Here is a 26,656-nt window from a genome sequence, read left to right as displayed (position 1 = left end):
CCGGAGAGTTCCTATCTCAGAATATTTATTAATCAGAGTTTTTTAGGCCTTATATCCTTTCGTGTTGAGAGGGGATCGATCAAGGTAACCTAAGGAGGTGACCTGGTTGAAAGGTAATCCATTATGGGGGATTGTTCCACCCTGGATGTGACCTTTTCACGGGGAGTTCATTTTACCTTCCTTTTAAAGAAGGGGTTTCCATGAAAAAACGACTTTTTCTTCAAACCATCCTCTCAGTCTGGTTAGGTTTTATGGGGGGAAATCTGGATCAAAGCTGTACGGTGGGGGCAGCAGAAAAAATCCTTCGCGTCTGGACGACGGAAGTCAATCCGGACACCGTTGCCATAATGAATGAAATAGGGAATCAACTAACGGCCAAATACCCGGATGTAAAGGTTCAGGTAGAAGCATTGGGGTGGGGGGATTTGAATACAAAACTCTTTGCAGCCATTGCGGCAGGAGATCCCCCGGATTTAACCGAACTTCAACCCTATGCCACCGCGTCTCTTTACCAGAAGGGGTTGTTACGTCCTATAGATGAGGTGATCCAGGCCATTGGGGAGGAAGATATTACCCCGCTGGTCCGAAAGCTTCAGTATTTTGATGGCCACTATTACGGGATTGCCCATGTGATTGGAGCGAATTTATTTATTTATCGGAAGGATTTGTTTGAGAAAAAAGGGATTAAAATTCCGACCACCTGGGCTGAGCTTGTTGAAGCGGCTAAGCAATTGACGGAAGATACCGACGGAGATGGAAAGATAGATCGTTATGGAATTACCCTTCCGGGAGAGCGTCTTTATATGGGCTTTGTTCTTCCGGCGGAGTGGCTGGCCAGCAATGGCGGGCGATGGGTGGACCCGGAAACCTGGCGTCCGGCCTTTACAGAAAAACCCTTTATTGAAATGCTCTACTTTGTAAAGGAATTGAGCAAATATTGCCCTCCCGGCTGGTCGGGGCGTGGTTACCTGGATACAATGGCCCAATTTGCCAGTGGGAAAGTCGCCATGGTCGTCATGGCTGGCGCCCGTACCATCGGATTTATCGAGAAATATGCCCCCAAAGAAATGCAAAATCAAAATTACTTTGCAACCGGTCTCAAACAGGTAGGTCCTTCTGGAAAAGTGGGAATTACCCCTCTGGATGGGGAAAATTGGGCTATCTTTACTTCTTCTAAATACGGAGATCTCGCCGTCGAATATCTCAAACTTTATTACCAAAAGGATAACTACATTAAACTCCTTCATACTGTTCCCATTCATTTGAGTCCGATTCTTTTATCTGTAGCGAAATCGCCGGAATATTTGAATAACCCCACGATCCAGAAGTGGAGCCAATGGCAGGAGACGGCTCAGAAAATTTTTGATGAAAAGTTAGCATCCCCTATCGGAATGGTCTCTGAAGCCGATGCTACCCTTCCCTTCCTGGCCGAGCTGGATGGCTCAGGTATTGTAGCCGATTTAATTCAACGGGTAACCGCCGGGGGGCAGCCCGAAGAAGAGGCGGCGAAAGCTCAAAAAGCCGCCGAAGAACTTATCGAACAACTGGGATACAGGAAATGGTAATCAGAAGTCAGAAGAAAAGGAGTTGAAAGAATTCTTTGATTCTGACTCCTGACCCTTTAGGTTATACACCTTATGAGAAGATCCACGGGTTTTCTTCTCCTTCTCCCATCCCTGCTGGTTATCGGAACTTTAACCCTCTATCCGGTGGTTTATAATGTCTGGCTTAGCCTTCTAAATAAGCATGCATTTCTTCCAGGAGAGAAGTTTGTAGGGCTTCGAAACTATGAACTGGTCTTGAAAGATCCCCAGTTCTGGATGAGTTTTAAACTTGGAGTCATCTACTCCCTTGTCACGGTGGTTCTCCAGCTTGTTATTGGAATTGGAGCTGCGTTACTCCTCCATGAGAGTTTTCCGGGACGTAACTTCTTTCGGGGTGCGATTCTGTTTCCTTATCTGGTTCCTACCATCGTTGGAGTTCTCCTCTGGAAGTGGCTCCTTCACGATACCTATGGACTGGTTAATTACACGCTACAGGCACTTAATCTGATTAAAGACCCCATTGGGTGGTTTGGGCAGGATACCATTATGATCTCCCTGATCCTGGTCAGTGTCTGGCAATTCTTTCCCTTTGTATTTCTTACGATTCTGGCCCGATTGCAGATTATTCCGCCGGAGCTCTATGAAGCCGCTAAAGTGGACGGAGCTTCGGCCCTTCAGCGATTTTTTTACATTACACTTCCTCAACTCAAAACCGTTCTCTTTATTATCATTCTCCTCCGGGGAATCTGGATGTTTACCAAGTTTGATACAGTCTGGCTCATGGGCGGAGGCGAGGGCGTTGGGCTTTATATTCGGACCTTACCCCTGTATGCCTACATGAAAACATTTACCTACTGGCAGGCGGGAATTGGGGCAACGGTAGCCATGGTGATGCTCTTAATCATGGCCGGAGCGGCGGCGATTTATTTTAAAATTTATAAGGTAGAAGAAGGAATATAGCAAAGGATGGGTCGTAGGCTAAAGTGTTGGATTTATCTGAAAAAGGGATTTAAGTTTCCCTGGCGTATCCTGGGACTCTATGGAGGAAGTATTCTTCTCCTCCTGTGGAGTATTTTCCCTCTGATCTGGATGCTCATGACCTCATTTAAACCTACGGAAGAGATCTTTATCTATCCACCTGAATTCCTTCCCAGGCATATGACGTTGACCAATTTTCATGCGCTGTTTTCCCGGTCTCACTTTCTTTCCTATTTTATAAACAGTATGAAAGTCTCCATTTTGACCACAGCCTGTGCCTTAGTCCTGTCTGTTTTAGGAGCCTATGGTCTCGTCCGATTCCGATTCCGTGGGAAAGAACTCCTCGCCCAACTCGTGCTTTTAACTTACCTGTTTGCTCCTATTATGATTATCATTCCCTTTTATATCCTTATCCGTAAGATAGGATTGGTTAATACCCATACCGCCCTGGTTCTGGCCTTAACCTCCTTTAGCCTCCCCTTTACTCTCTGGCTGCTCCGATCCTTTTTTCAAACCATTCCCTTAGAACTTGAAGAGGCCGCTCTGGTGGATGGAGCAACTCATTTGCAAGCTGCTTTTTACATCGTCCTTCCTCTTGCAGCTCCGGGAATTATAGCCACCGCTATCTTTACACTCATTCTGGCCTGGAACGATTATATTTTTGCCCGTATTCTCATCACCTCAGATCCTCTCAAGACCCTTCCGGTAGGTGTTCAGGATCTTTTTAATCAAACCGTTGTAGATTGGGGTATGATCATGGCCTCTGGGGTCCTTATTACCATCCCGGTACTTCTTTTCTTCATTTTCATCCAGCAATACCTGATCGAAGGATGGGGGGCCGGAGGAATTAAAGGATAAAATAATAACCATCCTTAGATTACTCGACCACTGCCGGTAAAGTCTTTAATCCTAATTCTTGGGCGATGGTCAATCTCCGAAACCCGTCCAGTAAAACATATACATCTCGTTCTTTATCGTAGGCAACCCAGATCGGCTTCGGAATTTTCCCCAGGGTTTTGGTCTGTTCCCGAACTTTTTGAGTTATCTCCGGATTCAATCGGGTATTTTGATGAATGGCCAACTCCACAGAGATTTTTTCAATGGGAATTTCCACAGGGGTTTTTTCAAGTTGTGGGGGAGCCTGTCCAGATGCTTCTCCAACTTCCGGTTGAAGGATGGCATCGTGGATTCCATGTCGGAATACGACAACCCCCATATTTTCTTGTAAATTAACTTTAATCTGGAAACTATCAAGCCATTCGATTACGCCTCGGATGACTTCACCTCCCAGTGTTGTAAAGGTTACAAGATTTTTTTCTTCCAGACAGCGCTCCAAATCCTTATCCGGAATTAGATAACGGTCAATGGGTTTGATAGCCGGAACCAAACCTTTCGCCTTGACTTCTTCATTGACCAGAATCAACTCTTTGATCTTTTCGGCCTGGCTGGCTTCGTAACAATGGGTAATATGCAGTTTGGGAATTATTTGCTCTCCCAGGCGAAAATCATACTTTTGTATTTCTGTGATAGGGCTCACCAGGGATTGTCCATTATAGAGTACAAAAACGAGGGGGGTTTGATGTTGCAGGAGCTGTTGGAAGTACCAACTTCCCACCCCTTCCTTTCTTCGGCGAAGGAGAAGCTTTTTAGGTTTTAATTCCCTTAACTTCAAATACTCCTCCAAGGTAAAGCGGCCATCTACAATCTGATAAGTAATACTCGGATCCAGGTTATATTTTTCTGCCAGGGCCAACGCGGCTGCTTTGCGTTCTTCCCGTTTTCGTCGCTGTTCTTGCCAGGCAGCACGTTTAGCCGCCAGTTCTGCCTGCTTGGCCTGATATTCTTCCAGGGTTAATTTTCCATCTACAATTTGATAGGCCCCGGTAAAACTGATTTTGTACGTATTAACTAACTTACGAGCTGCCTCCTTTCGAGCCATTTCTTCAGGAGTCAGGAGCTTTGATTTACGTTTAAATTTCTGTTTCTTCTTAAAAGGCTTCTTCTGGACCGGTGTAGTTGAGGCTGATGGAGATTTGGGAGCAACAGGATGTGGAAACACTGGCCTTACGGTTGCCTTCTTACCTTCCTCGACAGGGGACTTCAGCACCTCCCGACCTATCTTCGGTTTTTGAGTAAAAGGTCTCTTGGTAGGGCTTTGATGGGAACGTAACTCCGGTTTCCGGGTCCTTAACCCTGTAGTTTCCTGGACCCTCATTTTCCTATCTGAAAAGCTCGGATTACGAAACCCATAGGGACGACCCGAAGGATTACCTTTGGGTTTAAGCTCTATCTTCTCATACTCCCGTATAACCGTCCCTTCTGCTACTTCCTCATTGCGGATTCCCAACTCCCTCAATTTATCCTCAGCAAATTTGATGGCAGCGGGATCCTTGGCTCTTTTTTTCAAATCTTTCAAAAGTTTAACGGCGGTTTCTCGATCTCCTTTTTGAAGAGCCTCATTGATTTTAATGATTTGGGTTAATTTACCCATAAATCAGTCCTTTTCAGATTTGAACCTTCGTTCCCGAACAGCCATAGCATGGGTAAAAAATCCTTCATACTCCGCTAAGGCTATAACAGGATCTTTAAGAGTTTCAAATCCTTCTCGGGTTAAATAACTAATAGAACTTCTTTTGAGAAAGTCATAAACCGATAAAGCCGAGTATGTCCGGGCAAATCTTGTGGTGGGAAGAACATGATTCGTTCCCAGGGCATAAACCGAAGCCGAAATGGGAGTATATTCTCCCAGAAGGATCTCCCCAGCGTTTTTAACTTTTTTCATAATCTCAAAAGGATTTTCGCACAAGATCTCCAAATGTTCAGGAGCGAAGTCATTGACAAAGGCGATGGCCTCATCTAAATCTTCCGCAATAATAATACCCCCATAGGTAGAAAAGACAGCTTCACAAAATTTCCTCCGCCATTCGGGTACCTTTTCTAAAAGAGAAGGAAGGAGTTGACGAACCGCCCGACCTACTCTTTCAGAGCAGGTAATCAGGTAAGCAGATGAATCAGAGCCATGCTCTGCCTCGATTAACAGGTCCAGACAGGCCAGATAGGGATCTGCCGTATCATCGGTCAGTATAAGAGATTCGCTGGGACCGGCGGGTATTCCTACATCGACCTCATCTCGCAAAACTCGTTTTGCTGCCGTCACATAGGTACTACCGGGACCTATAATTTTAAGGACCTTAGGAAGGGTTTCGGTACCATAAGCCAGGGCTCCCATGGCCTGAACCCCTCCAACTCGATAAATATTTTTAATTCCACAGAGATCCGCCGCAACCAGAGTAGCTGGGTCCACAGAACCATCCTTTAAAGGGGGCGTACAAACAACAATTTGAGGAACTTGAGCTACCACGGCTGGAATTCCCAGCATGATCATGGTGGAAGGAAAAAATCCCCTCCCCCCGGGAACATATAACCCTACCGATTCAATAGGCGTAATCTTTTCACCTGCCTGGATCCCGGGAAATAACTCAGTCATCCAGAATAACTCCGGCATCTGTTTCTGATGAAAAGCTTGAACATGGGCAATGGCCGTTTCTATAGCCTTAAGAACAGAAGAAGAAAGTCGCTGATAGGCAGATTTAATCTCTGCTTCGGAAATTTTGAGTTGATGGGGGGATAGATCGACCCCGTCATACTTTTGGGTATATTCGATGACGGCCAGATCACCGCGCCTTCGAACCTCTTCAAGAATGGGTTTAACTAACGCGGCATACTCTTCGGCATCGACTCGGGTTCGTTCCAATAATCGGTCTCGTGCTGACCTGGAAAGGTCCTTGAGGTGATAGAAATTAATATTCATATTGTATATTCACTCAGACTATATCAAACGCCTACGTCCTAAAAAGTTAAGGTGTTTTCCATGTGTTGATTCGATTCTCTGATCTCTAAAGGAGAAGATTTATTCTTTTTTTCTATCACGTCCTATTTTGGCTGTCAATGGAAAGTTTTGGGTACTTGACAAGCTGAGCGATCTTGCTTAAATTAACTGCAATTTTAAAATAACCCCAACGAAACTTTTTATAGAGAAAATGTCTAATAAATAAAAATAAATAAGTGACCTTATGATGATGATAGGAATAAAAAATATCTGGCTATGAGATCGACTCCCAAGAGCTGGATAGGGATTATCTTCTCCAGGAAGATGGGTTAAAAAGAGCGGTCGAACGCTATCTGAATTTGCAAGAGGGTATACTCCAGAATTACGTAATAGATACCTATCCTTCAACGATTGTATTACGTCCTGAAGCGCGATTTGGTTGGTTAGTAGGTCAAACGTCCTCGTTTGAAGTTACCCCGATAAATGCAAAGTCTCTACTCAAGGGTTCCGATCTGGTTGTGGATACCTTTGATAACTGGACTTCACGGATAGCCATAGGCAAGGAATGTTCGGCATTGGGTATTCCCTGTATCCATGCCGGTATGAGTGATGATGGATTTGCCGAAGTAAAATGGAATGAGGTTTATAAATACGGTTCGATTATCGCGGACGAGGCGGCTGCACTTCCAGAGGCTCCCTGTAATGTCGCGCTTTCTCGTTCTCTGATCCTCATGGTCGTTTGTACGGTCGCAGAAATTATCGCTATCTTTATTCGAGATGGACGCAGATTCAATCGAGAGATAACCCTGGCCGATATAAGAGTTTTCGATCCGGGCACCTAGGTAGGTTAAGCGTCCTCGCTTGACTCAAACGTGGGTGTCTCACCCATCATCAGTGGTATTATCAAATAATTGCCTATGAATAGCATTAAATTACCTGTTCTTGGAACATTGCTGATTCTGATCTTTGTAATAAGTTGTGGAACTCCTTCAAAACCCATTAAACCCCCCGCTCAGCCTTCACAGGTTAAATCAACCCCATCCCTGCGTCCCAGAGCTCAAGAGCCTCTTTTTAAACTGGGACGTGGGGCGGAATTTAAAAATCTTCAGTATCTACCGGAAGGTAAGTATTTAGTAGGCTTAACTCCAGATCGATTAGAACTCCTGGACGCCCAGACTTTACAACTCGTTCGTACCTTTAACGCTTCTTCAGAACCCTATACCGCCATGGCGGTGGATCGAAGTGGAGATCGAGTAGCTATTGCCCAGGGAAATAATATTGTTCTCTGGAATTTGAAAAGCGGAAACTTGCTTAAAACTCTACAGACAGATCAGAAAGTCCTGGCCCTTTCCTTCAGTCCTGATGGGCAGCTTTTAGCTTCAGGGGGTTATGATAATCTGGTTACACTCTGGAATCCAGACAGGGGAGAAAAGATAGGGAGGCTAAAAGGACATACAGGATGGATCAATACCCTGGCCTTTCATCCAGAAGGAAAGTTACTGGCTTCAGGGGGAGATGATGGAAAAATCCTACTCTGGAATACGGGTGGGATCCAGAGTGCCACATCCCTGCTGGGAACTTTAGAACAATATGGATCCGAGATTTATAAAATAGCTTTCAGTCCTAACGGCCAACTTTTGGCCTCTATCGATAGAAATGGAACCCTCGTTTTGTGGGATCCCATGAACCGAAGGCAGGTTGCCACGCTTACAGAAACTTTCCTTCAACAGGCCAGGAACAATACTTCGATGGTTACCTCTCCAGACTGCGGAAGTACTCAACCCTGTCTTCCTCCTTTATCAAGTCAGAACGGAAATACTTCTTTACCTACCAGTTCTTTGATGGATCGTTCTTCTGCAAGGATTTTATCTGCCGATTTCAGCCCAGACGGCCATACTCTGGTTTTAGGGAGTACGGATAAAAGCCTCATTTTATGGAATATTTTGGAGAATCAGGTAGTGAAGACCTTTTCAACAGATTACGACCTTCCTCAGATTGTAACCTACAGTCCGGATGGTCGCACGTTGGGAGTTGCCGGGGGGGCTATAAGCCTGTGGAATGCAGAAGATGGTCAGGTTCTTCAGGTCAGTCAATCTCACCCGGGTTCAATTCAATCTCTTTCCTTTAGTCCGGATGCCCAGACCCTCGCAGCCGGAAGCTCAGATAAAAAAGTGGCTTTATGGAATCTGGCCGACAGGAAGTTACTTAAAGTTCTGGAAGGCCATGATACCCCGATAACCTCCCTTGCTTTTAGTAAAAAGGATTCCAGCGGTCGTTACTACTTAGCTTCTGCAGGTACAGGCCCGGATCATCCTATTTTTCTTTGGGATCTGGAACGTGGAAAACTTTTAAAATCCTTTAGAGGCCCTCACCATCGGATTCATAATCTGGTCTTTCGACCCGATGGAAAACAATTGGTTCTGGTTTCGGATACCGTCTTACTGTGGGATATCCCAACAGGAGATACCTTTGTGATCCTTAACCAAGACCCCCTTGAAAATGCCCCCCTGACTTTTAGTCCGGATGGAAGGTTATTGGCCCTGGTTACAAAGGATAATCAGATTGTTTTGTGGGATGTAGAGGTGAAGAAAGTGGTAAAAAAGCTCGCCAGGCATAAGGACCCTGTTCAGGTTCTTCTTTTTAGTCCAAGTGGTCAGGCATTGATTTCCTCGGATCACTCAGAAGTAGTACTCTGGAACGTCCAGAATGGGAACGCAATTTTGACCCTTCCAGAGTCCGAACTTCCCACTAGGCTTCTGGTGTTTAGCCCGGATAGTAAATTTTTAATCTCTCCCACGGGCCCCCAACAGAATTGGATAGCCCTTCGAAGCATCGAAAATGGCCAGGTCTTAAAGACCCTTAAAGGGCATGAGACCCCTATTACGGGTCTTGTATTTAGTTCGGAGAATCTGCTGGCTACCACCAGTTATGGCAAAATTATTTTCTGGAATGGAACTACCGGGCAGCCTTTGAAAACATTTGAGGCAAGCCGCCCCTTTGATTTTCTTTCCTTTAGTCCGGATGGTAAAGTCTTTGCGTCGGGGGGATATGATAAAATCATTTTGTGGGATGTAACTAAAGGGAGTACGCTTACAAGCTTAGAAAGTTCAGGTTTTACAGGTCCGGTCGTCTTTAGTCCCGATGGGCGATTCTTGGCCACCCTTTTACAGGATCAGGTAACTCTCTGGGATAGTCAGCGGGGGAGTCTCATTAAAACTTTTGAAAAATCCGAGGTACCTGTTTCTTCTGTCACCTTCAGCTCGGATGGTCAGATTATCGCCGCAATGGGTAATCCGGGCTATAAGACCTTTGCCTCCTGGGAGGTAAGCAGTGGTAAAACGCTTACCGTTTTAAGCGGTACAGATCACAAAATTACTTCCCTGGCCTTTGATCCGGTACATCGCTTATTAGCTACAGGAAGTGAGGACGGCTTACTCCTTCTCTGGGATGTAAGGGCCGTAGATATTGCCAAGGTATTGGCCGGTCCTTCCAGTGATATTGTTTCCCTGTTTTTTAGTCCGGATGCTCAATTGCTGGCTTCTCAAAGTCAGGATTCTATTTTGTTCTGGAACAGGGAAAGTGGAGGGGTGGACAGAATTTTGCAGGTCTTCCCCCTGTATGGTTTTTTCTTTAACCCGGTCCGGAGTAACTCACGGGTAGAGTTGACGGATATAGGAAATATCCAATATGTTACCGTCAGTCCCGATTTCAAAACCCTGGTTGTGATTAGTCGAAACAACTCAGTCCTGCTCCTGGATGCTCAAACCGGCCAGGTTATAAAAACTTTACAGCGGGAGATCTATTCTTCCCTACCCTTATCTTCTATAATTTTTAGTCCTGACGGTAAACTCCTTGCCTTAAAGGATGAGCTGGGTAAAGTAGCCCTGTGGAATGTAGAAAGCGGTCAGGTTCTTCACACAGTGTTCAGTACCGGAAGGGTTCTATTTAGTCCGGACGGGAGGATATTGGTTTCTGAAGGGGCCGATGAAAATCATTCTCTAACCCTTTGGGATGTAGCCGGTGGTCAAATAATTAAAACGTTGTCTGAATCAGGGTATGTCACTTCATCGATCGCTTTCAGCCCCGATGGTAAGCTTCTCGCCGTAGGAGAAGGAACAGGGACCATCAGTATCTATGAAGTCCCCTAAGGGATTTGCTACCCATTTGCATTTCAAAAAATACCCTGATCCCCGGGCCCCATCTCTTTCAAGGATATTTTTTGGACCTGATCCGCCCACTCCCCTACGTACCAGGATAAGAGCGAGATACCTGAAGGGTTCCTTTCCTGACCTTCCTCCGCAGGAGCGACCTGTATCGGCAAAGCTCCAGGGCTAAACGACCAGGAACCGGCCTGGTGAAATTTGAACTTTTCCCGGGCAGACCCTTGACAGGGATAAAAGGAAATCATAGGATCATAAAACGAACGAAAGAGCCTGTAGATGAACCTTTACCTTAAAACAAAGGAAAAAATGTTCAGCCTTAAAGGTACCTGGAATATCCTCAAACCTTACTTACCTGCTAAAGCTCTGCCGATTGTTACCTTCCTTTACCGAAGGTGCTATATGAAACTGCTTTGCCGATATATGGGTTTGTGGGATCAAAGATATCTTCGATCGGTCTACCTGACAGGCGGGCAGGCTGGATTTGCTCCTATCCCGCCGGCATCTTTACGATATCGCGTGCATGGGGATCCCTATATTAAAAGTTTCTTAGAAGTAGGTAAACGGTGTAGTCAGGATATTGAGGCCGCTCTGTTGAGGATAGGTAAAAATTTGAGTTCCTTTCAACATATTCTGGATTTTGGCTGTGGTTGTGGTCGTATCCTCCTCTGGTTTGCAGATCGTTCCTTATCTACCCATTTCTATGGAACGGATATCGATCGAGAAGCCATCGCCTGGTGCCACCATAACCTTCATTTTGCCAGCTTTAGCCTTAACCATCCCCTACCACCTCTGGAGTATGCTTCGGAGAAATTTGATTTGGTTTATGCCATATCCGTCTTTACCCATCTCAATGAAGATTATCAGTTTCGCTGGTTACAGGAACTCCGTCGGGTAATCAAGTTTGAAGGTATCCTCCTTTTAACCGTTCACGGTTATCATTTTTGGAAGAATCTTCCCTGGGAGGAGGTGAACAAAATAGAAAAAGCCGGTTTTGTCTTTAAAGCCTTAAATAGTTGGAAGGGTATATTCCCAGACTGGTATCAAACGGCTTATCACACGCAAAAATATATTCTTGATCAGTATTCTGCGTATTTCGAGATATTGGATTACATTCCGGGGGGATTGAACGCGCATCAGGATATCGTTCTGCTTCAGAAAAGGTAAATCTCCCTTGCTTAGACCTCCTCAAAGTATCCTTCCCAATCTGGAACCGTCAAGACCCTTTGGAAACCATCCGGCGTTACTTAGCTTCCAGCAAAACCTGTTCCACAATGGAGCTTAAAACCCCTTCCAGAGATTTCTGGTCTCTGGACTCTACGACAATGGCACCGGCCTTTTTAACGCCTTCAAACACGCTGGCATTGACATCGAAGGCGATGAGGAACACATCAACATCTGCCGTTAGAACCTGTCGATTGTTTCGATCCTGTTTGATGGCATCAACGGCCAGTTCCGGAGAAATCCCTCGATTATTTTCTCCATCGGTCATTACCAGAATTGCCTTGGTTTCAACTCCCGATTTGAGGATCTCTTTAAATGCCAGGAGGATGGCATCCCCGATAGCAGTGTTACCCGAGGGTTGTAAGGGTTGGATCATCCTTTCCAGTTTGTCTTGGTCGAAGGTCTCCAGGGGTTGTAAGAGATTCACACGGTGATCAAAGGAACAAAGTCCCACCTCGACTTTCTTTTCTGGATGGGATTGGACATAGGAGGCTATTTGGGTAAAAACCTTCCGCATGGCCTCTTTAGAGATATCGATTTTCTTTTTGTTCCCTATCCACCCTCCCATACTTCCAGAAATATCCAGACAGAAAAACAAACCCAGTGTATCCCTCTGAAGGGTTTCGGAAGTCGGTAGAGGAACCTCAGACAGATCAATCTGATAGGGTGTTGGGGTAGGTCCAATGGCTTGAACTTTGGATTCATTGGATTTAGGAGTTGGGGTTTCTGGGGGTTTTTTAGGGGAAGGATTTTGTTCACATCCCGTCAGGAGCCCTGTGTATCCCCACAAAAGGAGCATTATGAGCCCAAGTTGTTGAAATCGTAGGGTTTTCACAGATTTTATTTTTCCATAAGCGGTCGATGGGAGGGGTCTTCCAACATCGCCTGCATCTCTTCGGCAATTTCTGATGAGATCCGGAGTTGTTGACTCAAATCTGCAATTTTATCGCTCACATCGGACCCGAGTAAACTCGAAACAGCCTCCTGGCTTGCCTTATCTTGAATCCGTGAGGAGATGGCCAGATCCCTCAGGTGAAGAATCTGATCTTCGATCAAACCAAGCTGCGCTTCCATTTCTCGTATCTTCGAATTCACCTTTTTTTTAAGTTCCAGACGTTGCTGCTGCAGGGTTAAACGCTCAGATAAAGCGGTACGAACCCGGGTGTTGGTTTCCTGTTTAAGCATTTCTTCCAGCCTGCTGATTTCATCGGTGATGGCTTCCTCGGACATGTAACGGGCGGCCTCTTCAACCTTTCTTAAAAGAACCAGTCTCTTAATAAAATCCAGGGAAAGCTCATCAAAATTAATCTGCTCCTGATATTCTGGGTCGGTTAATTGTTTTTTTACCTGCTCAATATAGGCGACTACCCGCATGTACCGGGCTTTATCCTTATCCGGAAGCAGCTTTAAGAGATTTTCCTTTTCTTTCTCCAGAGCCGTTATCCTTTGCCGTTCCAGCTTATCTTTAAAGAGTTGATCGAACCAGGTTAATCCTAAAACCTCTCCAATAGGAAGAATGGCAAAAGCCCAGGGTGTATAAAGAGCCCCGGCCAGACCGATCACCCCCCGGATCATCCAAAAGTAGGGATCCTTGAGTAAGATAGAATATTTTTCTTTGAGATCTTTGAGGACCGGCGACATAAAATTTCTTCTCTAACCCCTTATTCCAGGGTAAATAACTGGACTTCCACCCGACGATTTTCTTCTGGCTGTGCACCGGGTAATGGCTCATCCCAACCCCGCCCTTCCGTGTCAATTCGCTTCGGGTCTATGGGATAGTTTTTAACCAAAGTGGCTTTTACAGATTCGGCGCGTTGCTTGGACATTTCAACAGCCCGTACCGCTTGCTTACGATAAAAGGCCTCTCCTTTCTGTTTAAACTCTTCGACCTTGGTGTTATCCAGATGTCCTCTCAAGAGTAAATAAGATCCCGGCGAGATTTTAAGCAGGGTTGCAAGATCTTTTAATGTCTGTTGGTTTGTGGGATTCGTCAGGTCCAGGCTACTCGTGTTGGGATCAAAGTAAAACCGAATTTGCTTGGTCAACAAGGGATTCCTCTCCAGGGCCTCGGCTTTCTCCGTACTTTTAATCGGAGCCAGTTCAACGGTTTGTCCCTGGAAAAGCCCTTCCCGGGCAAGCTCTTCCAGATAAGTTTTATTGACTAACTTCTCCGGTGCCACAACATCCTTAATCACTTCTTTCCCATAGGCGTATACCGCCGAATAATATAACTCATTAAAACTTCCGATTTGCCCGGGCTCTGAAGAGAAAAATAATAGGTTCTCGGCATGATTCGATAAATGAACGTCTTGTAGGGATTCCCGTAGTTCTTCCAGACTCATATTAAAAGCCTTGGCAACAACCGGTAAAGTATTTTCTGGATCTTTACGAATCATCTCCACGCCCATCAAGATTCCTTCCACCAGTCCCTTCATAATCTTCGGATTCTGTCGGGCAAATCCGGCATTTACAATCAAAATATCTGCAACAACCAACAGGTTCCGATTCGAGGTCAATAGCTTGATCTTATCCGGATAGGCCTTGGGGACTTCGATGGTTTTCGGGGACCAGGTTACCGCTCCACTAATCATTTGATCTCCCTTCTCCACACTTTCTACAAAGGCATCGGCTGCATCAAAGGCCGTTTCTGTGAAGAGCAGATTAACCCGTTCCGGGTCTATGGGGTCTTTCAATCCTTTCAGAGGTTTAACCTGTAATCCGGCTTCTTGGGCTAAAAATCGAATGAAAAAGTCTGACTCTGTAAATTGGGCTACCGTGAGGACTTTCCCTTTGAGCTGATTGATACTGTTGATTTCCTTCCGGGTCAGGATCCCATCCCCTCCCCGGGAAAAGTCCAATTGTATCGGAACCTCTACCTTTAACTGGTTCGCGTACAGGGCTAATACATCCACTGTGGTGGCACTGATGGCATTTTTCCCACTATTAATTGCCTGCCAGGCCTCGGCTTCAGCTTCGCTGATTGCGATCTTGAGCTTGAATCCGTACTTTCTGAAGAAATAGGAATCTGGATTAGGATTAAGTCCTCCATTGGCTACGATCAAAGGAGCATAGCCCGGCCAGACACTAAGCTCTACATCGACCGTATCTCCCTGGGGTTTATAATCCCCAGGAGGACCCAGACGGGGAAGTTCTTTGCTGGCCACGATCTTCCCCTGCTCCAAGGAACCAGACGCTTTCTCCTCAGAAGTCCCCTTAGTCTTATCAAGATTCTGAATCAACTCCGGGTAAAATTTATTAATGATCAGAAAGCCTGCAATTATCAGACAAATTAAAGTAATAAGAAATTTCTTTAACATCTCTGTCCGTTCCTTTCTAGAGGATTTAACCTAATTATATCCTACCTGCCGACAGAGTCAAGATATAATACCCGGTTAGATTGAAATATTCTCTAAAACCCAACCCGGTTCCCCTGAAGCCGGCTATACAGTTGATTTAGCGTAAAGTTGATGTTAAATCACGGTTTTGAGGTAGTTAAGGAGTATCCCCTTTACCCGTTCCCTTGAAAAAAACATCAATCGTTTTCTTTGGGCCTGAATAATGGCTTCCCGTAAAGCCGGGTCGGTTATGAGCAGATGGATCATCTCGGCTATTTCTTCATAACGCTTTTCGTTGATAAGGACTCCAGAAGATCCGAGGGTGAAGGGGACTGCCGTGGAGCGGTAAGCTAAAATGGGAAGATCGAAAACCATACTTTCCAGCAGAGGAACGCAAAATCCTTCATGTTCGCTCAGGCATAAAAACACGTGGGATACTTTATAAAAAGCTATCAACTCTTCTAAAGAGACATGTCCGACAAAGTGAACTTCAGATAGTTGAAGTTTTTTCACCAGGCCTTGTAAAAATTGAAGGTACTTTTCCATGCCTTTATATTTACCGACCAACAGCAGTCGCGAGGAGGGATAAATGTATTTCTGGTAAAAGTAGAAAGTTTTGATAAGGTCTTCGTGTTTTTTGTTGGGCGAGACCCGTCCAACAAAGAGAAGATTAATGGTTTTCTCTGTACCCACCGTTTTAGAGCCGAACTTTTTCAAAATAGTGGAATCAGGTGGAACTTTATATTTATCGAAATCAATGAGTAAAGGGAGTACTCCGGTCTTTTTAAATCCGTAGGCTTCCAGTTCCCTACGATTAAATTCCGAATCTCCCAGGGCCAGATCTGTACAGTCCGCAAGAAGCTTGATCTCGTGACGACCGGTTACGGTCATCTGCACCAGTTCCGGATAGTAGCCTTCAAAAAAGTGGGGAGGGGTAATGTTGTGATAGATAAGGATTTTCTTCCCTTGAGCTTCCTGGAAGACATAGGTAATGGGAGAAGGGACTGCAAAATGGTAGATGTGGACGGTATCAGGCGTATCGTAAGTCTTAAACTCCTTAAAATCTATTACCTTATCCCGAAGGGGGTCGTCAATATGAATCCCCAGGATATGATTTTCAATTCCTATCTCCGAAAGTGCCTTACTTATCTCAAAGGCGCTATCTCCTACAGCATCACCACTATGGACAGACGGGAGAAGTTGGATAATCATGCTAACCCCGGAATACAGAACGTGGGGATTTTTAGGACGCAAAGAGAGAAAACCAATCCCTTGCGTCTTTCAACCCACTACCTGCCGGATATACTTTCTGAGGATCTCTTCGAGTCTGGATTTATGGAAGAAGGCCAGTCGTTGCGTCTGGGATTCGATTACTTTTCTCCTGAAATCGGAATCCTCCACCAGGAGATGGATCATTTCGGCAATTTCTTCGTATTTTTTGGAATGAACCAGGATACCTGAATTGCCCAGGGTATAGGGGATACTTCCCGCATTGTAGGCGATTATGGGAATTTTAAAATACATGGACTCGACCAGGGGAACACAAAATCCCTCGTGTTCACTCAGGCAAAGAAATACATGGGCGATGTGATAATAAGCCAGCAGCTCTTCAAACGGAACCTTCCCGGTGAAATAAACATCGTCCAGTTTTAGCCTTCTTATCAACTCTTCCAGCATGAAGTCATATCTCTCAATCCCGTTGAGCCCTACCAGGAAGAGCCGGGATTTGGGATTGATATATTTTTTATAAAAATAAAAAGACAGGAGAACATCCTCCTGTCTTTTGTTGGGTATGATCCGACCTACAAACAGCAGGTTAACATAATCATCCCGATACTTTTCCACGATGGATAGCCGGGGAGGGGTCTTGTATTTGTCAAAATCTATGATAATCGGTAAAACTCCGGTTGATTTAAAACCCATTTCCTCCAGCTCTAATCGGTTAAACTCGGAGTCTCCTAAAGCCAGTTGACAGACCTCTCGATAATCTCTCAGTTCATCCCGGCCTCTTTTAAGAACTTCGTAGGTGAAATCTTCAAATCCCCTCAAAAATTCCGGAGGCGTAATGTTATGATAGATCAGGATCTTTTTATCGGGTAATGTCCGGACCAGTTTTGAGATAGGAGATCCTACTGAGAAATGATAAATCAACAGGTTATCCGGCGAGCTATACTTCTTGTATTGAAGGTAAGGTTTCGCAAATGGGCGCATCTCTTGGTGGATATCATCGGCAAAGATGTGAGAAGGGTATCCCCACCTACGAAGAATCTCTTGAATTTCCAAGGTATGATTCCCGATGGCATCTCCAGAAGTTAGACAAGGAAGGATTTGATGAATCTGTCTCATTACCGCAGTCACTGATCCATGGGCAGTAGAGAGTAGGCCAGAAAGCTTCTCGTCCGAGAAGTTCTTATTCTTATTTTTAAAGGCAATAGTTTTTGTTCTTGAAAGCTTTCACAGCCCAGGATCTCCTACCCCCTGGCTTTTAACAGCCGTAATCAACTTAAGATATTTTTCTTCAACCGTATCCCAGGCATAGTTGGTGCGTACATACTGACGCCCGTATTCACCCATTTTTACTCGAAGTTCGGGTTGAGAGAGGAGCAGATCCAGGCAAAGGCTGAATTCTCCGTAGTTGGTATAATAGAGTCCTCCCTGGCTTCGTAAACAATGGCCTACCAGAACCTCCGAGCAACCATTAACCAATACCGGTGTTCCAACGGACCAGGATTCCAATACACTCAAAGACAGACTTTCGTACTCAGAAGGGTTAACTAAAACCCTGGCCTGTTCCATAAGCTTATATTTTGCCCTTTGCCCCACATACCCCACATGGGAGATTTGAGGGTGTTTTGGAATTGGCATGAAATTATTTCCCACCAAAACCAGTTTTATGTCTCTGCCGGTATCCTCCACATAGCGGATAAAATAATCCAGAAGCTCTTTGCAGCCTTTCATGACATCAATCCTTCCTATGTAGAGAATATAAGGACCCGTTATGGAGGGACTCTCGAAACTCTCAACGCCGGAATCTTCCAGTTCAGAAACCCCACTTCCCACGACTTCACTGGGAATATGGGTATTACCGAATACCCGCTGGACTAAACGTTTTTCCTCTTCTGTATTGTAAATGATAGCCCTGGGGAGATGAAAAATCGGTTTAAAAATGTCAAGATAAAGGTGAGGTTCGTCATGGGCGGTTGGAACTAAGAGGCTTTTATCCGGAACGATTTGAATTCCCAGGTAAGTGGTAAAGTAACTGTAAGTAAAGAAGATAAATAAATCATATTCCTCTCGGAATTCTTTAAGATATCTTATTAAATCAAAGGTAAGCGGCCCCTGAAGCCACATCCATTCTATCTGATCCGGCAGAGAAGGTTTTTGGTTTGCAATACGTTTTCGAACAAACGTATTGAATCGGTTCATATCTCGGGGTAGATGGGTTGAGAACCTGCGGACGAGGACCCCGTTAATCTCCACCGGACCCAATGGATAATAATCCTTCCAGGTCAGGTAATCCACTGCACAAGTTGTCAAGACCTCTACCTGGAAGTACTTTTTCATCCGTTCTGCGATGGAACGACAAAGACTTTCAGAGCCCCCCTGCACCTCCAGGCCGTATCTTTGGACAACAAAGGCGATTTTCATAGAGAAGCCACCGGAACCCAGAGAATCCGGGGTTATTAAAAATTTTTATATAAGGCCCTCAAGTCCTCTGGATTCTGATAGCTTAAATCTTACGTTTCAGCTCCTCCATCTCCTGCAAGAGTTTTTCCTGCTTTTCTTTGAGTTCTTTATTTTCCTGTACTAGTCGAGAAAGTTCATCCATCAGGACCGAAGCAAATCGAACGGAGGCGGCATTAAATTCGGTTTGTCGGATAACAAAGGGATGGGCAATAAATCGAAAGATACGAAATCCTATTTTTTTTAAAGCAACGATAAAAGGTCCCAGAATCTTGCGGTGGGAGGTGATTAAGGCCGCACTATTGGCTATATCCCAGTTATGATGCAAACGTCGCAAATGCAAGGCCAGCTCTCCATAGGATCCTTCTTTCTGGGGCGAAATTTGGTTTTTCAGTTCGCTCACTTCCCGGATCTCTTCATCGGTATAAATTCCGGCCTTTTTTTTCTCCAAGACCCGCTCCTGGATTTGCTTCATGATCTTTGCAACATCTATCTCTTCTGTGTTAATCGAAAAGGTCTCCATAATAATCAGTACGTTGTTTACTTAGTTTTGGCCTTATAGGGCTGCTTTCACTCCCCAACCCCCTCTCCCGCAGCGTGGAAGAGGGACCTGGGGTAAGGGCCACTTAAAAGTTAAGCCAAAACTAAGTAAACAGTGTATTAGTACGTTGTTTACTTAGTTTTGCTTGACTTTTAAGTGACACCCCCCGGCCCCCATACGCGCCAGGTTAAGGCGCCTCCGCCCTGTCCCTTCCCCGTTTCACAGGGGAGGAAACTTCGCTTCAAAGTTCCTTCCCCTGCAAAGCGAGGGAAGGCGAGTAGGTTAAACGTCTCGTTTGACATTAAGGGGGCCTTCCTCATGGACCTCACTCTTATCCTGACGCCTATACCCCTAACCTCCTCTTCCAAAGGGCTGATTCGTTCTTTCACGAAACAGCGGAGGGTTCTGCCGATCAATGGACATAGTAAATCAAAATTACCGTGGTTAGCATCCATAAGATCACATCAATGAGCATCGGCTTATCTGTCAACAAAACTAAGGAAGGATCTCCTCCCTCCTCTCGTTTATGAATCAGGTAAAGATAGCGAAAGATCCCGTAAAGTACGAAGGGGATCGTCAGATTCATATACGGGGTATGCAATTTTTCTTTGGTCTCGGGGGCCATGGTATATAGGGAGTAGGCCATCACCGTTGAAGCCGTTACCACGGCGATCATTTGATCTAAAAGCTCCGGGCTGTATTCTTCTAGAATCTTTCGATGATTCAGGGCTCCGTCTCCTAAAAGGACTAACTCGTGCCTTCGCTTTCCAAGACCCAGGAAAAGGGCCAGAAGGATGGTACAGATAAAAAGCCAGGGAGAGATTACCACCTGAATGACTACTGCTCCTGCGACCGCCCTTAAAACAAATCCCATGGAATTAATCAATACATCCAGAATAACCGTGTGTTTAAAATAAAATGAGTACAGAGTTGAGAGAATTAAATAAAGTACGGCAATATAGCCAAAACCGGGGTTAAGCATAAAAGAAACCAGGAGAGACCCCGGAATCAGAAGAATCAGGGCTAAAATGGCTGAAGAAATGGTAAGTTCCCCCGAAGCGAGGGGCCTTTTAGATTTCAAGGGATGATTTTTATCCCTCTCCAGATCTTTTATATCATTGATAATATAAACGGCTCCAGATAGAAGGCAGAAGACCACAAAAGCAGCAAAGGTTTTTACAAATAAAGGAGGCTTAAATAAATTCAAAGAGAAAATGAGACCTGCAAAGATGATGAGGTTTTTCGTCCACTGCTTGGGACGCATGGTCTTTAGAATGGCTTTTAGAGCCATTAAGTCGGTTCGCTTTGTTTTTACCGTAATCACAACTTATCTCTCCATTTTCAATAAATGCTCTTATGTTCGAAGACTATGGCAATAAGCCGACAGGTGTCAAGTAAAAAGTGCTTGACGGATACCCCTTTAAAAGGTATACCTTTTCAAATTAAAAATAATACCGAGTCTGGCATTGGAGGCAATGGTAGGTGCGAAACAAAACAATCTGTTTGGTTAGGGGTAGAAGCAAAGCAATCGTTTATCCCTTCCCTTAGGCTTCGGCTCGCAGTGTTTTCCGTCAGGACAGATTCCTTCCGGACCTGGAAAGGTATTTCTTTCCTGGGAGGCAGAAGAGTTTATAAATACCTGAGCCATGGAAATTGAAAAAACGAAGAATTCCTCCCTTCGTGAAGAGGCCTGGTGTATAAGCCTGCTGGGTGTAACTTTTTTGGCGTTATCCATCTGGAGCTGGCGTAAATGGCCGGACATCCTGGTAGATTTTGGGCACGAGCTTTATATTCCCTGGCAACTTTCCCAAGGAAAGGTATTGTATAGGGATATATTTTGGTACTTTGGTCCCCTCCCTTCTTATCTCAACGCCCTCTGGTTCCGTCTCTTTGGGGTTTCCCTGACAACTTTGATAGTCTGTAATCTGCTCATTCTGGCCGGAGTGACCGTTTTGATTTATCGGATTTTCAAAGCCATGTTTAACTACTTTATAGCAACCTTATGTAGTCTGGTTTTTCTTTTTATCTTTGCCTTTTCCCAGTATGTTCCCAATGGGAATTATAATTTTGTTTGTCCCTATTCCCATGCCCTCACCCATGGAACTGCCTTGACGATGGGGATGATTTTCTTCTTTATCCGTTACCTGCTTGGGCGACATCCGGGTTTCATAGGAGGGGCTGGGCTATGTCTGGGGTTAGTTTTCTTAACCAAGCCGGAAGTAGGTCTGGCAGCCTTTGCAACTGCGGAACTTGGACTGGTACTGATCGGTAACTTTACCCAGGCTCCGAAGTCACAAATCCTGAAAGTGATGCTTGGATTCCATGCAGTAGCCCTGTTACCTTCGCTGTTGTTCTTTATTTTTTTCTCCCGGTATATGCCTCTGGGTGAGGCAGTTCGTGCAACGGCTGGAGCCTGGACGTCCCTGACGGGAAGTCCGGTCCTCAATCGTACCTTTTATCTCAGGAGTTCCGGGCTGGATCAGCCTGGGTCCAATTTTTTTCTCATGTTAAAGGTATTGGGAGGGATGATCCTTTGGATAGGAAGCTGTTTAATAGCCGACAGGAGTTTGTGTCCTTTATGGACCCGCCGGGTGATTCCGGTTATTCTCCTCAGTATTGGTTTTGGCGGTTTACTCATAGTAAAACCCGGGCTGATACCCTGGTTTAGCCTAGGTCGGGCGCTCCCACCGATCACTTTAGTAGTGGGCGCAGTCTGTATCATCCTTTGTTTGAGGAAGCATACCAGGCCTGATGTTAAAATTCGGATGGGCGCAATGGCCCTGTGGGCCATGTTTGCCTTTGTACTCCTGGGGAAAATCATTCTAAATGCTCGCCTGTTCAATTACGGCTTTGTCCTTGCCATGCCGGCTACCCTTCTACTGGTGGCCGTGCTCCTCGGTCTTCTTCCAGAGTTACCTGGTAAGAAATACAAACCAGGAGATCTCTTTCAAGGTCTCATGATAGCTTTAATCATAGCTGGAATAGTTTTCCATTTTCAGGTATCAAACAGGTTTTATCGCTACAAAGATTTTGCCGTGGGGGAAAATGGAGATACCATCCTGACCTATAGCCCCCGGGTGGATCTTACCGGAGTTGCTATGGTACAGGCCCTTCAACGGATTGAAGAGTTAATACCCCGTGACATAGGATTTGTCGCCCTTCCGGAGGGTGTGATGCTAAACTATTTATCCCGCAGGATAAGTCCAACCCGATATATCTACAACATGCCCATAGGTCTTGAAATGAACGGTGGAAGCGAACAGGTTCTGGAATCCTTTAAAGCCCATCCTCCGGAGTTTATTATTCTTGTCCACAGCGATAGCAGTGAGCATGGTGTGGGATATTTTGGTAGGGATCCCAACTTTGGAAAGCCTATCCTGGATTGGGTGAAGAGTTCCTATATCCCTTTAGAACGGATCTTTTATGAGCCGCTTACCGATCATCATTTTGGAATTAAGATCCTAAAAAGGATGGACGCTTCCTGAATGGGAGTGTTAATTTAGATTTATAAGACGAGATGCTTTCCTGGGTTCTGTTGAGGGTTTAGCCGAGGCTTGTGCCAAAGAAACAAGGTCTCATGCCCGGAATGAATAGGTTAAAGGCCTGTGGAGTGGCTGCTTGATAAAAAACAGGCGTTTTTTTGATGGATAGATTTCGTATGGAATACGATCTCAGGCGTTTTGTAGAAAAACTAAGTCAGGGGGAGGAGTATCGGCAGATCTTGACCTATTACCATTTCATCCCTTCCCAAAAGGCCCGCTATCGGGATATATTTCAGACACTCCATCCTGATTTATGTAAAGCCCTCAGGGAGGAGGGAATCCACTCGTTTTACAGCCATCAAGCCGAAGCTATAGAACAGATTCAGAAGGGTCGACATCTTCTGATAGGCACTCCTACGGCCAGCGGTAAAACCCTGGTTTATAATGTTCCTGTCTTCCAGAAGATCTTAAGTAATCCGACCACGCGGGCTTTGTTTATTTTTCCCCTGAAAGCCTTAGAACAAGATCAGCTCAAAATCATTCGAAACCTGAGTAATCGGCTTGGGGGAGTTATAAAAGCAGAGATTTACGATGGAGATACCCCGGCTTATCAGCGAGAGAAAATCCGATCTCAACTCCCTCATATTTTGCTGACCACACCGGATATGCTCCATTTGGGAATCCTGGCATATCATTACAAATGGCGAGAGTTCTTCAGCCATCTGCGGTATGTAGTGGTCGATGAACTTCATACCTACAAAGGTGTTTTTGGTTCCCATGTTCTCCATGTTTTCAGGAGGTTTAATCGAATCTGCCGTTATTATCAAGCTGATCCCCAATTTATCTCCGCTTCAGCGACCATAGCTAACGCCGATGAATTGGCTGTGCAACTCTTTGGCAGTTCCTTTGAGGTCATTTTAGAAAGTGGAGCCCCTCGTCGAGGTAAGCATTTTCTATTTTTAAATCCCACTTTCAGCAGCCCTTATACCGAGGCTGCCAGGTTGATGATTCTGGCCCTTAAAGCCGGGCTTAAAACCATTGTTTTTACCAAGGCTCGGAAAATTACCGAGCTTATCTATACCTGGATTCTTCAATCCCATCCGGAACTTCAGAATAAAATTAGCTCCTACCGGGCGGGATTTCTACCCGAGGAGCGTCGAGAGATCGAACAAAAACTCTTTCGGGGAGAACTCATAGGAGTTATTTCTACCAGTGCTCTGGAAATGGGAATTGATATCGGTGGTCTGGATTGTTGTATCCTGGTAGGGTATCCCGGTAGTATAGTCAGTACCTGGCAGCGTAGTGGACGAGTAGGACGTGGTGATAACGAAGCCCTTATCGTTTTATTAGCCCTTCCCGATGCTTTGGACCAATACTTCATGCATCATCCGGAAGATTTCTTTCATCGCAGTTATGAAAAAGCCATTGTGGATCCAGATAATGAGATTATTTTGAAATCTCATCTCCTCTGTGCTGCTGCCGAACTTCCCCTTCAAGGTGGAGAGGCTTTCTATCAGAATGAGAAAGTCCAACAAGCCCTGTCCGATTTGGTTAAAGAGGGAAAACTCCTCCAGAGTGAAACGGAGGCTAAATGGTTCTCCTCCTCCAAAAATCCCCATCGATGGGTCGATATTCGATCCATTGGAGAAGGTTATATGATCCTTTCGGCGAAGGATCGGAAAATCATCGGGCATGTCAACGGAGGTCGAGTTTTTAGTGAATGCCATGCGGGAGCTATTTATCTCCATCGGGCTCAACAATATCGGGTCATTGAATTGGACCTGGGTCAAAAGAATATCTATGTAGAACCCGTAAATGTAGATTATTTCACAAAACCGTTGGGAGAGAAAGATACCCAGATCTTGAGTTGTGATCAGAGTAAGTTAGTTGCCAATTTTAAGGTTTGTGAAGGTCGGTTAAAAGTAACCGAACGGATCATAGGATTTGAGAAACGTCGAATCTTTGGGCAGGACCTCCTGAGCGTACACCCCCTGGATTTACCCCCCCAGAGTTTTGAAACCCGCGGGTTTTGGATTGAGATCGAAGAGCCAGTGGTGGAGATGGTGGAATGGCAAATGCTCCATTTTATGGGGGGGATTCATGCCGTAGAGCATGCGGCCATTTCCCTTTTTCCTCTATTTGCCATCTGTGATCGAAATGATATCGGGGGTATCAGCTATGCCTATCATCCTCAAGTTGGCAAGTCTGCCATTTTTATTTATGATGGTTACCCGGGGGGAATTGGATTAACCCGTAGGGGTTATGAGATGATCGAAGAGCTTTTGAGCCGTACCCTGCTGACTATTCAAGAGTGTCCTTGTGAAGAAGGATGCCCTTCGTGTATCCATTCCCCTAAATGTGGGAACGGGAATAAACCTTTAGATAAGCAGGCGGCTGTGCAAATTCTAAAAGCCCTGATGGCGAAACAGGAAGCAGGGAGCAGGGGATCAGGGCCTGCTCTGCAAGGAAGTGAAGGGACGGGTCGAGATCCTTTCCCCTCTGAAAGGGTGGAACAGGGTGAAAGTGCCTGCCAACCAGAATTCTTACAAAAAACCCTGCTCCAGAAAGAGGGATCGGAAACCGTAAAGAAGATGGTGAGTTACAGAGAAAGCCTGGAGCAAAAAATAGATAGAAACCGGTTGATTACAGTTACTCCCCGGCTTTTATCTTCGGCCCCTCGCATAATCTATTTCGATATCGAGACCCAGCGGAGTGCCGAGGAGGTAGGAGGCTGGCAGAACAAACATCTTATGGGACTGGCTATTGGGGCTATCTATGACAGTCTGGAGGAACAGTTTTATTTGTATACCGAAGCCCAGGTTCCGCAACTGATTGAAAAGCTGAAAAAAGCCGATCTCATCGTAGGATTTAATATCAAAAATTTTGACTATGCAGTGCTCCAGGCTTATACCTCCTTTGATTTCAACCAACTGCCTACTCTGGATATTTTAGAAGAAATTTATAAGAAGTTCAAATTTCGATTATCTTTAGGGGATTTATGCGAAAAGACCTTGAATCAGGGTAAGTTGGGAGATGGATTACAGACGGTGCAGTGGTTTAAGGAAGGAAGATTGGATAAGGTTATTGAGCATTGCCGTCGAGATGTTGAATTAACTCGAGATCTTTTTCAGTACGGAATGGAAAAAGGATATCTTCTTTATGAAGATAAGGAAAAAGGGTTGATGCGATTAGCTGTGGAGTGGTTTAGATAGTAGGTTAAACATCCTCGTTTGATAATGTGGTTTAGCCCTCTGGGAGAAATTTAAAAGTTTCCCTTGAATTCCCCGACTATTTTGAAATATTCTTTTTCTCAGACAACTTTTGAATTATATGGAAAAGGACAATACAAAATCCGAAAGGGGGAGAAAGTGGGAGTGAGGGCCTGAGTAGCTACCTTTAAATAAGGCCACATCGAATGAGTTATACGACCCCTTCCAGGGGAGTAGAATCATTCCTACTAATATGTTCAAATTAAAGAGTTGTGGTTTATTCATTCTAATTTTTATGACAGGAGTTTTATCAACTGAGATTCTCTATGCCGATGGAGCCATTCAGAATGTAAAGCTTTTCAAAGAAGGGGACACGACCCGGGTCGATTTCGAACAACTCATCTATAATACCGATAGCTATGTTTTTCAAATTGTTATAGAGTGGGGAATAAAGAATCGGGTGAAACCCGAACTTCATAATTTGCTCATAGATCGGTGTATGCGGGTCGGGAACTATAAATTAAGTGATAAGATTGTGGGAGCAGAAGTTGAGAAAGTCTCCATCTATTTTGACCCAAGACCTGAAAGCTGTTCGGCTGAGTAATCCGGTATGGGGGGTTTTCCACCTAACCTTCTAACCCCCATAGGGGTCAGGTTAAGGTGCCTATGG

19 protein-coding genes are annotated in these 26,656 nt (G+C 45.1%); 9 read left to right on the top strand and 10 right to left on the bottom strand.

What is annotated here, in order from left to right; genetic code table 11:
* Positions 1 to 200 precede the first annotated feature (200 nt).
* The 3 genes from VNM22_10085 to VNM22_10075 all read left to right on the top strand — a co-directional run bounded on the left by VNM22_10085 (position 201) and on the right by VNM22_10075 (position 3,380).
* The gene (locus VNM22_10085) at positions 201 to 1,565 is read left to right on the top strand and encodes a sugar ABC transporter substrate-binding protein (GenBank protein ID HWP47499.1); all 1,365 of its coding nucleotides are present in this window, start codon (positions 201 to 203) and stop codon (positions 1,563 to 1,565) included.
* Positions 1,566 to 1,637: 72 nt separating this feature from the next.
* On the top strand, positions 1,638 to 2,504 hold the full coding sequence (locus tag VNM22_10080) for a sugar ABC transporter permease (protein ID HWP47498.1): 867 nt from the start codon (positions 1,638 to 1,640) through the stop codon (positions 2,502 to 2,504).
* 6 nt (positions 2,505 to 2,510) lie between these two features.
* Positions 2,511 to 3,380 (top strand): carbohydrate ABC transporter permease, encoded by an 870-nt coding sequence (locus VNM22_10075; protein HWP47497.1) that lies wholly within the window; start codon positions 2,511 to 2,513, stop codon positions 3,378 to 3,380.
* A gap of 19 nt (positions 3,381 to 3,399) precedes the next feature.
* On the opposite strand, the gene VNM22_10070 is transcribed toward VNM22_10075, so the two are convergent.
* A complete protein-coding gene (locus VNM22_10070; GenBank protein HWP47496.1) occupies positions 3,400 to 5,013 on the bottom strand; it encodes a ParB/RepB/Spo0J family partition protein in 1,614 nt (537 codons plus the stop codon).
* Between the two features lie 3 nt (positions 5,014 to 5,016).
* The gene (gene hisD / locus VNM22_10065; GenBank protein ID HWP47495.1) at positions 5,017 to 6,333 is read right to left on the bottom strand and encodes a histidinol dehydrogenase; all 1,317 of its coding nucleotides are present in this window, start codon (positions 6,331 to 6,333) and stop codon (positions 5,017 to 5,019) included.
* Between the two features lie 377 nt (positions 6,334 to 6,710).
* Here hisD and VNM22_10060 point away from each other — a divergent pair, with 377 nt between their 5' ends.
* The 3 genes from VNM22_10060 (at position 6,711) to VNM22_10050 (ending at position 11,678) form a co-directional block, all read left to right on the top strand.
* Positions 6,711 to 7,193 carry a ThiF family adenylyltransferase gene (locus VNM22_10060; protein HWP47494.1) on the top strand — a complete coding sequence of 161 codons (483 nt, stop codon included), beginning with the start codon at positions 6,711 to 6,713 and terminating at the stop codon, positions 7,191 to 7,193.
* A 75-nt stretch (positions 7,194 to 7,268) separates the two neighbouring features.
* Positions 7,269 to 10,499, top strand: a complete 3,231-nt coding sequence (locus VNM22_10055) for a WD40 repeat domain-containing protein (GenBank protein ID HWP47493.1) — start codon at positions 7,269 to 7,271, stop codon at positions 10,497 to 10,499.
* Between the two features lie 414 nt (positions 10,500 to 10,913).
* Positions 10,914 to 11,678 (top strand): class I SAM-dependent methyltransferase, encoded by a 765-nt coding sequence (locus VNM22_10050; protein ID HWP47492.1) that lies wholly within the window; start codon positions 10,914 to 10,916, stop codon positions 11,676 to 11,678.
* A gap of 76 nt (positions 11,679 to 11,754) precedes the next feature.
* Here the strand turns inward: VNM22_10050 and VNM22_10045 are convergent, their stop codons facing one another.
* From VNM22_10045 to VNM22_10010, 8 genes are all read right to left on the bottom strand, one after another.
* A complete protein-coding gene (locus VNM22_10045; GenBank protein HWP47491.1) occupies positions 11,755 to 12,570 on the bottom strand; it encodes a vWA domain-containing protein in 816 nt (271 codons plus the stop codon).
* Between the two features lie 5 nt (positions 12,571 to 12,575).
* Positions 12,576 to 13,376 carry a hypothetical protein gene (locus VNM22_10040; protein ID HWP47490.1) on the bottom strand — a complete coding sequence of 267 codons (801 nt, stop codon included), beginning with the start codon at positions 13,374 to 13,376 and terminating at the stop codon, positions 12,576 to 12,578.
* 20 nt (positions 13,377 to 13,396) lie between these two features.
* A complete protein-coding gene (locus VNM22_10035; protein HWP47489.1) occupies positions 13,397 to 15,052 on the bottom strand; it encodes a phosphate ABC transporter substrate-binding/OmpA family protein in 1,656 nt (551 codons plus the stop codon).
* 153 nt (positions 15,053 to 15,205) lie between these two features.
* The gene (locus VNM22_10030; protein ID HWP47488.1) at positions 15,206 to 16,282 is read right to left on the bottom strand and encodes a glycosyltransferase; all 1,077 of its coding nucleotides are present in this window, start codon (positions 16,280 to 16,282) and stop codon (positions 15,206 to 15,208) included.
* A gap of 69 nt (positions 16,283 to 16,351) precedes the next feature.
* A complete protein-coding gene (locus VNM22_10025; GenBank protein ID HWP47487.1) occupies positions 16,352 to 17,416 on the bottom strand; it encodes a glycosyltransferase family 4 protein in 1,065 nt (354 codons plus the stop codon).
* A 108-nt stretch (positions 17,417 to 17,524) separates the two neighbouring features.
* Complete coding sequence (locus VNM22_10020) at positions 17,525 to 18,718, bottom strand: glycosyltransferase family 4 protein (GenBank protein ID HWP47486.1); 1,194 nt, start codon at positions 18,716 to 18,718, stop codon at positions 17,525 to 17,527.
* 82 nt (positions 18,719 to 18,800) lie between these two features.
* On the bottom strand, positions 18,801 to 19,277 hold the full coding sequence (locus tag VNM22_10015) for a hypothetical protein (protein HWP47485.1): 477 nt from the start codon (positions 19,275 to 19,277) through the stop codon (positions 18,801 to 18,803).
* Between the two features lie 430 nt (positions 19,278 to 19,707).
* Positions 19,708 to 20,619 carry a decaprenyl-phosphate phosphoribosyltransferase gene (locus VNM22_10010; protein HWP47484.1) on the bottom strand — a complete coding sequence of 304 codons (912 nt, stop codon included), beginning with the start codon at positions 20,617 to 20,619 and terminating at the stop codon, positions 19,708 to 19,710.
* Between the two features lie 322 nt (positions 20,620 to 20,941).
* Here VNM22_10010 and VNM22_10005 point away from each other — a divergent pair, with 322 nt between their 5' ends.
* The 3 genes from VNM22_10005 (at position 20,942) to VNM22_09995 (ending at position 26,590) form a co-directional block, all read left to right on the top strand.
* Positions 20,942 to 22,780: a glycosyltransferase family 39 protein gene (locus VNM22_10005; GenBank protein HWP47483.1), complete on the top strand. Its 1,839-nt coding sequence runs from the start codon at positions 20,942 to 20,944 to the stop codon at positions 22,778 to 22,780.
* Positions 22,781 to 22,938: 158 nt separating this feature from the next.
* Positions 22,939 to 25,989, top strand: a complete 3,051-nt coding sequence (locus VNM22_10000) for a DEAD/DEAH box helicase (protein HWP47482.1) — start codon at positions 22,939 to 22,941, stop codon at positions 25,987 to 25,989.
* Positions 25,990 to 26,239: 250 nt separating this feature from the next.
* Entirely contained in the window at positions 26,240 to 26,590 is a 351-nt protein-coding gene (locus VNM22_09995; GenBank protein HWP47481.1) for a hypothetical protein, read from the top strand.
* Positions 26,591 to 26,656 lie beyond the last annotated feature (66 nt).

The organism is Candidatus Limnocylindrales bacterium (assembly GCA_035559535.1).
Taxonomy (GTDB): Bacteria; Moduliflexota; Moduliflexia; order Moduliflexales; family JAUQPW01; genus JAUQPW01.
Note: the sequence above shows the minus strand (reverse complement) of the source record. Positions and strands in the feature narration are given on the sequence as shown.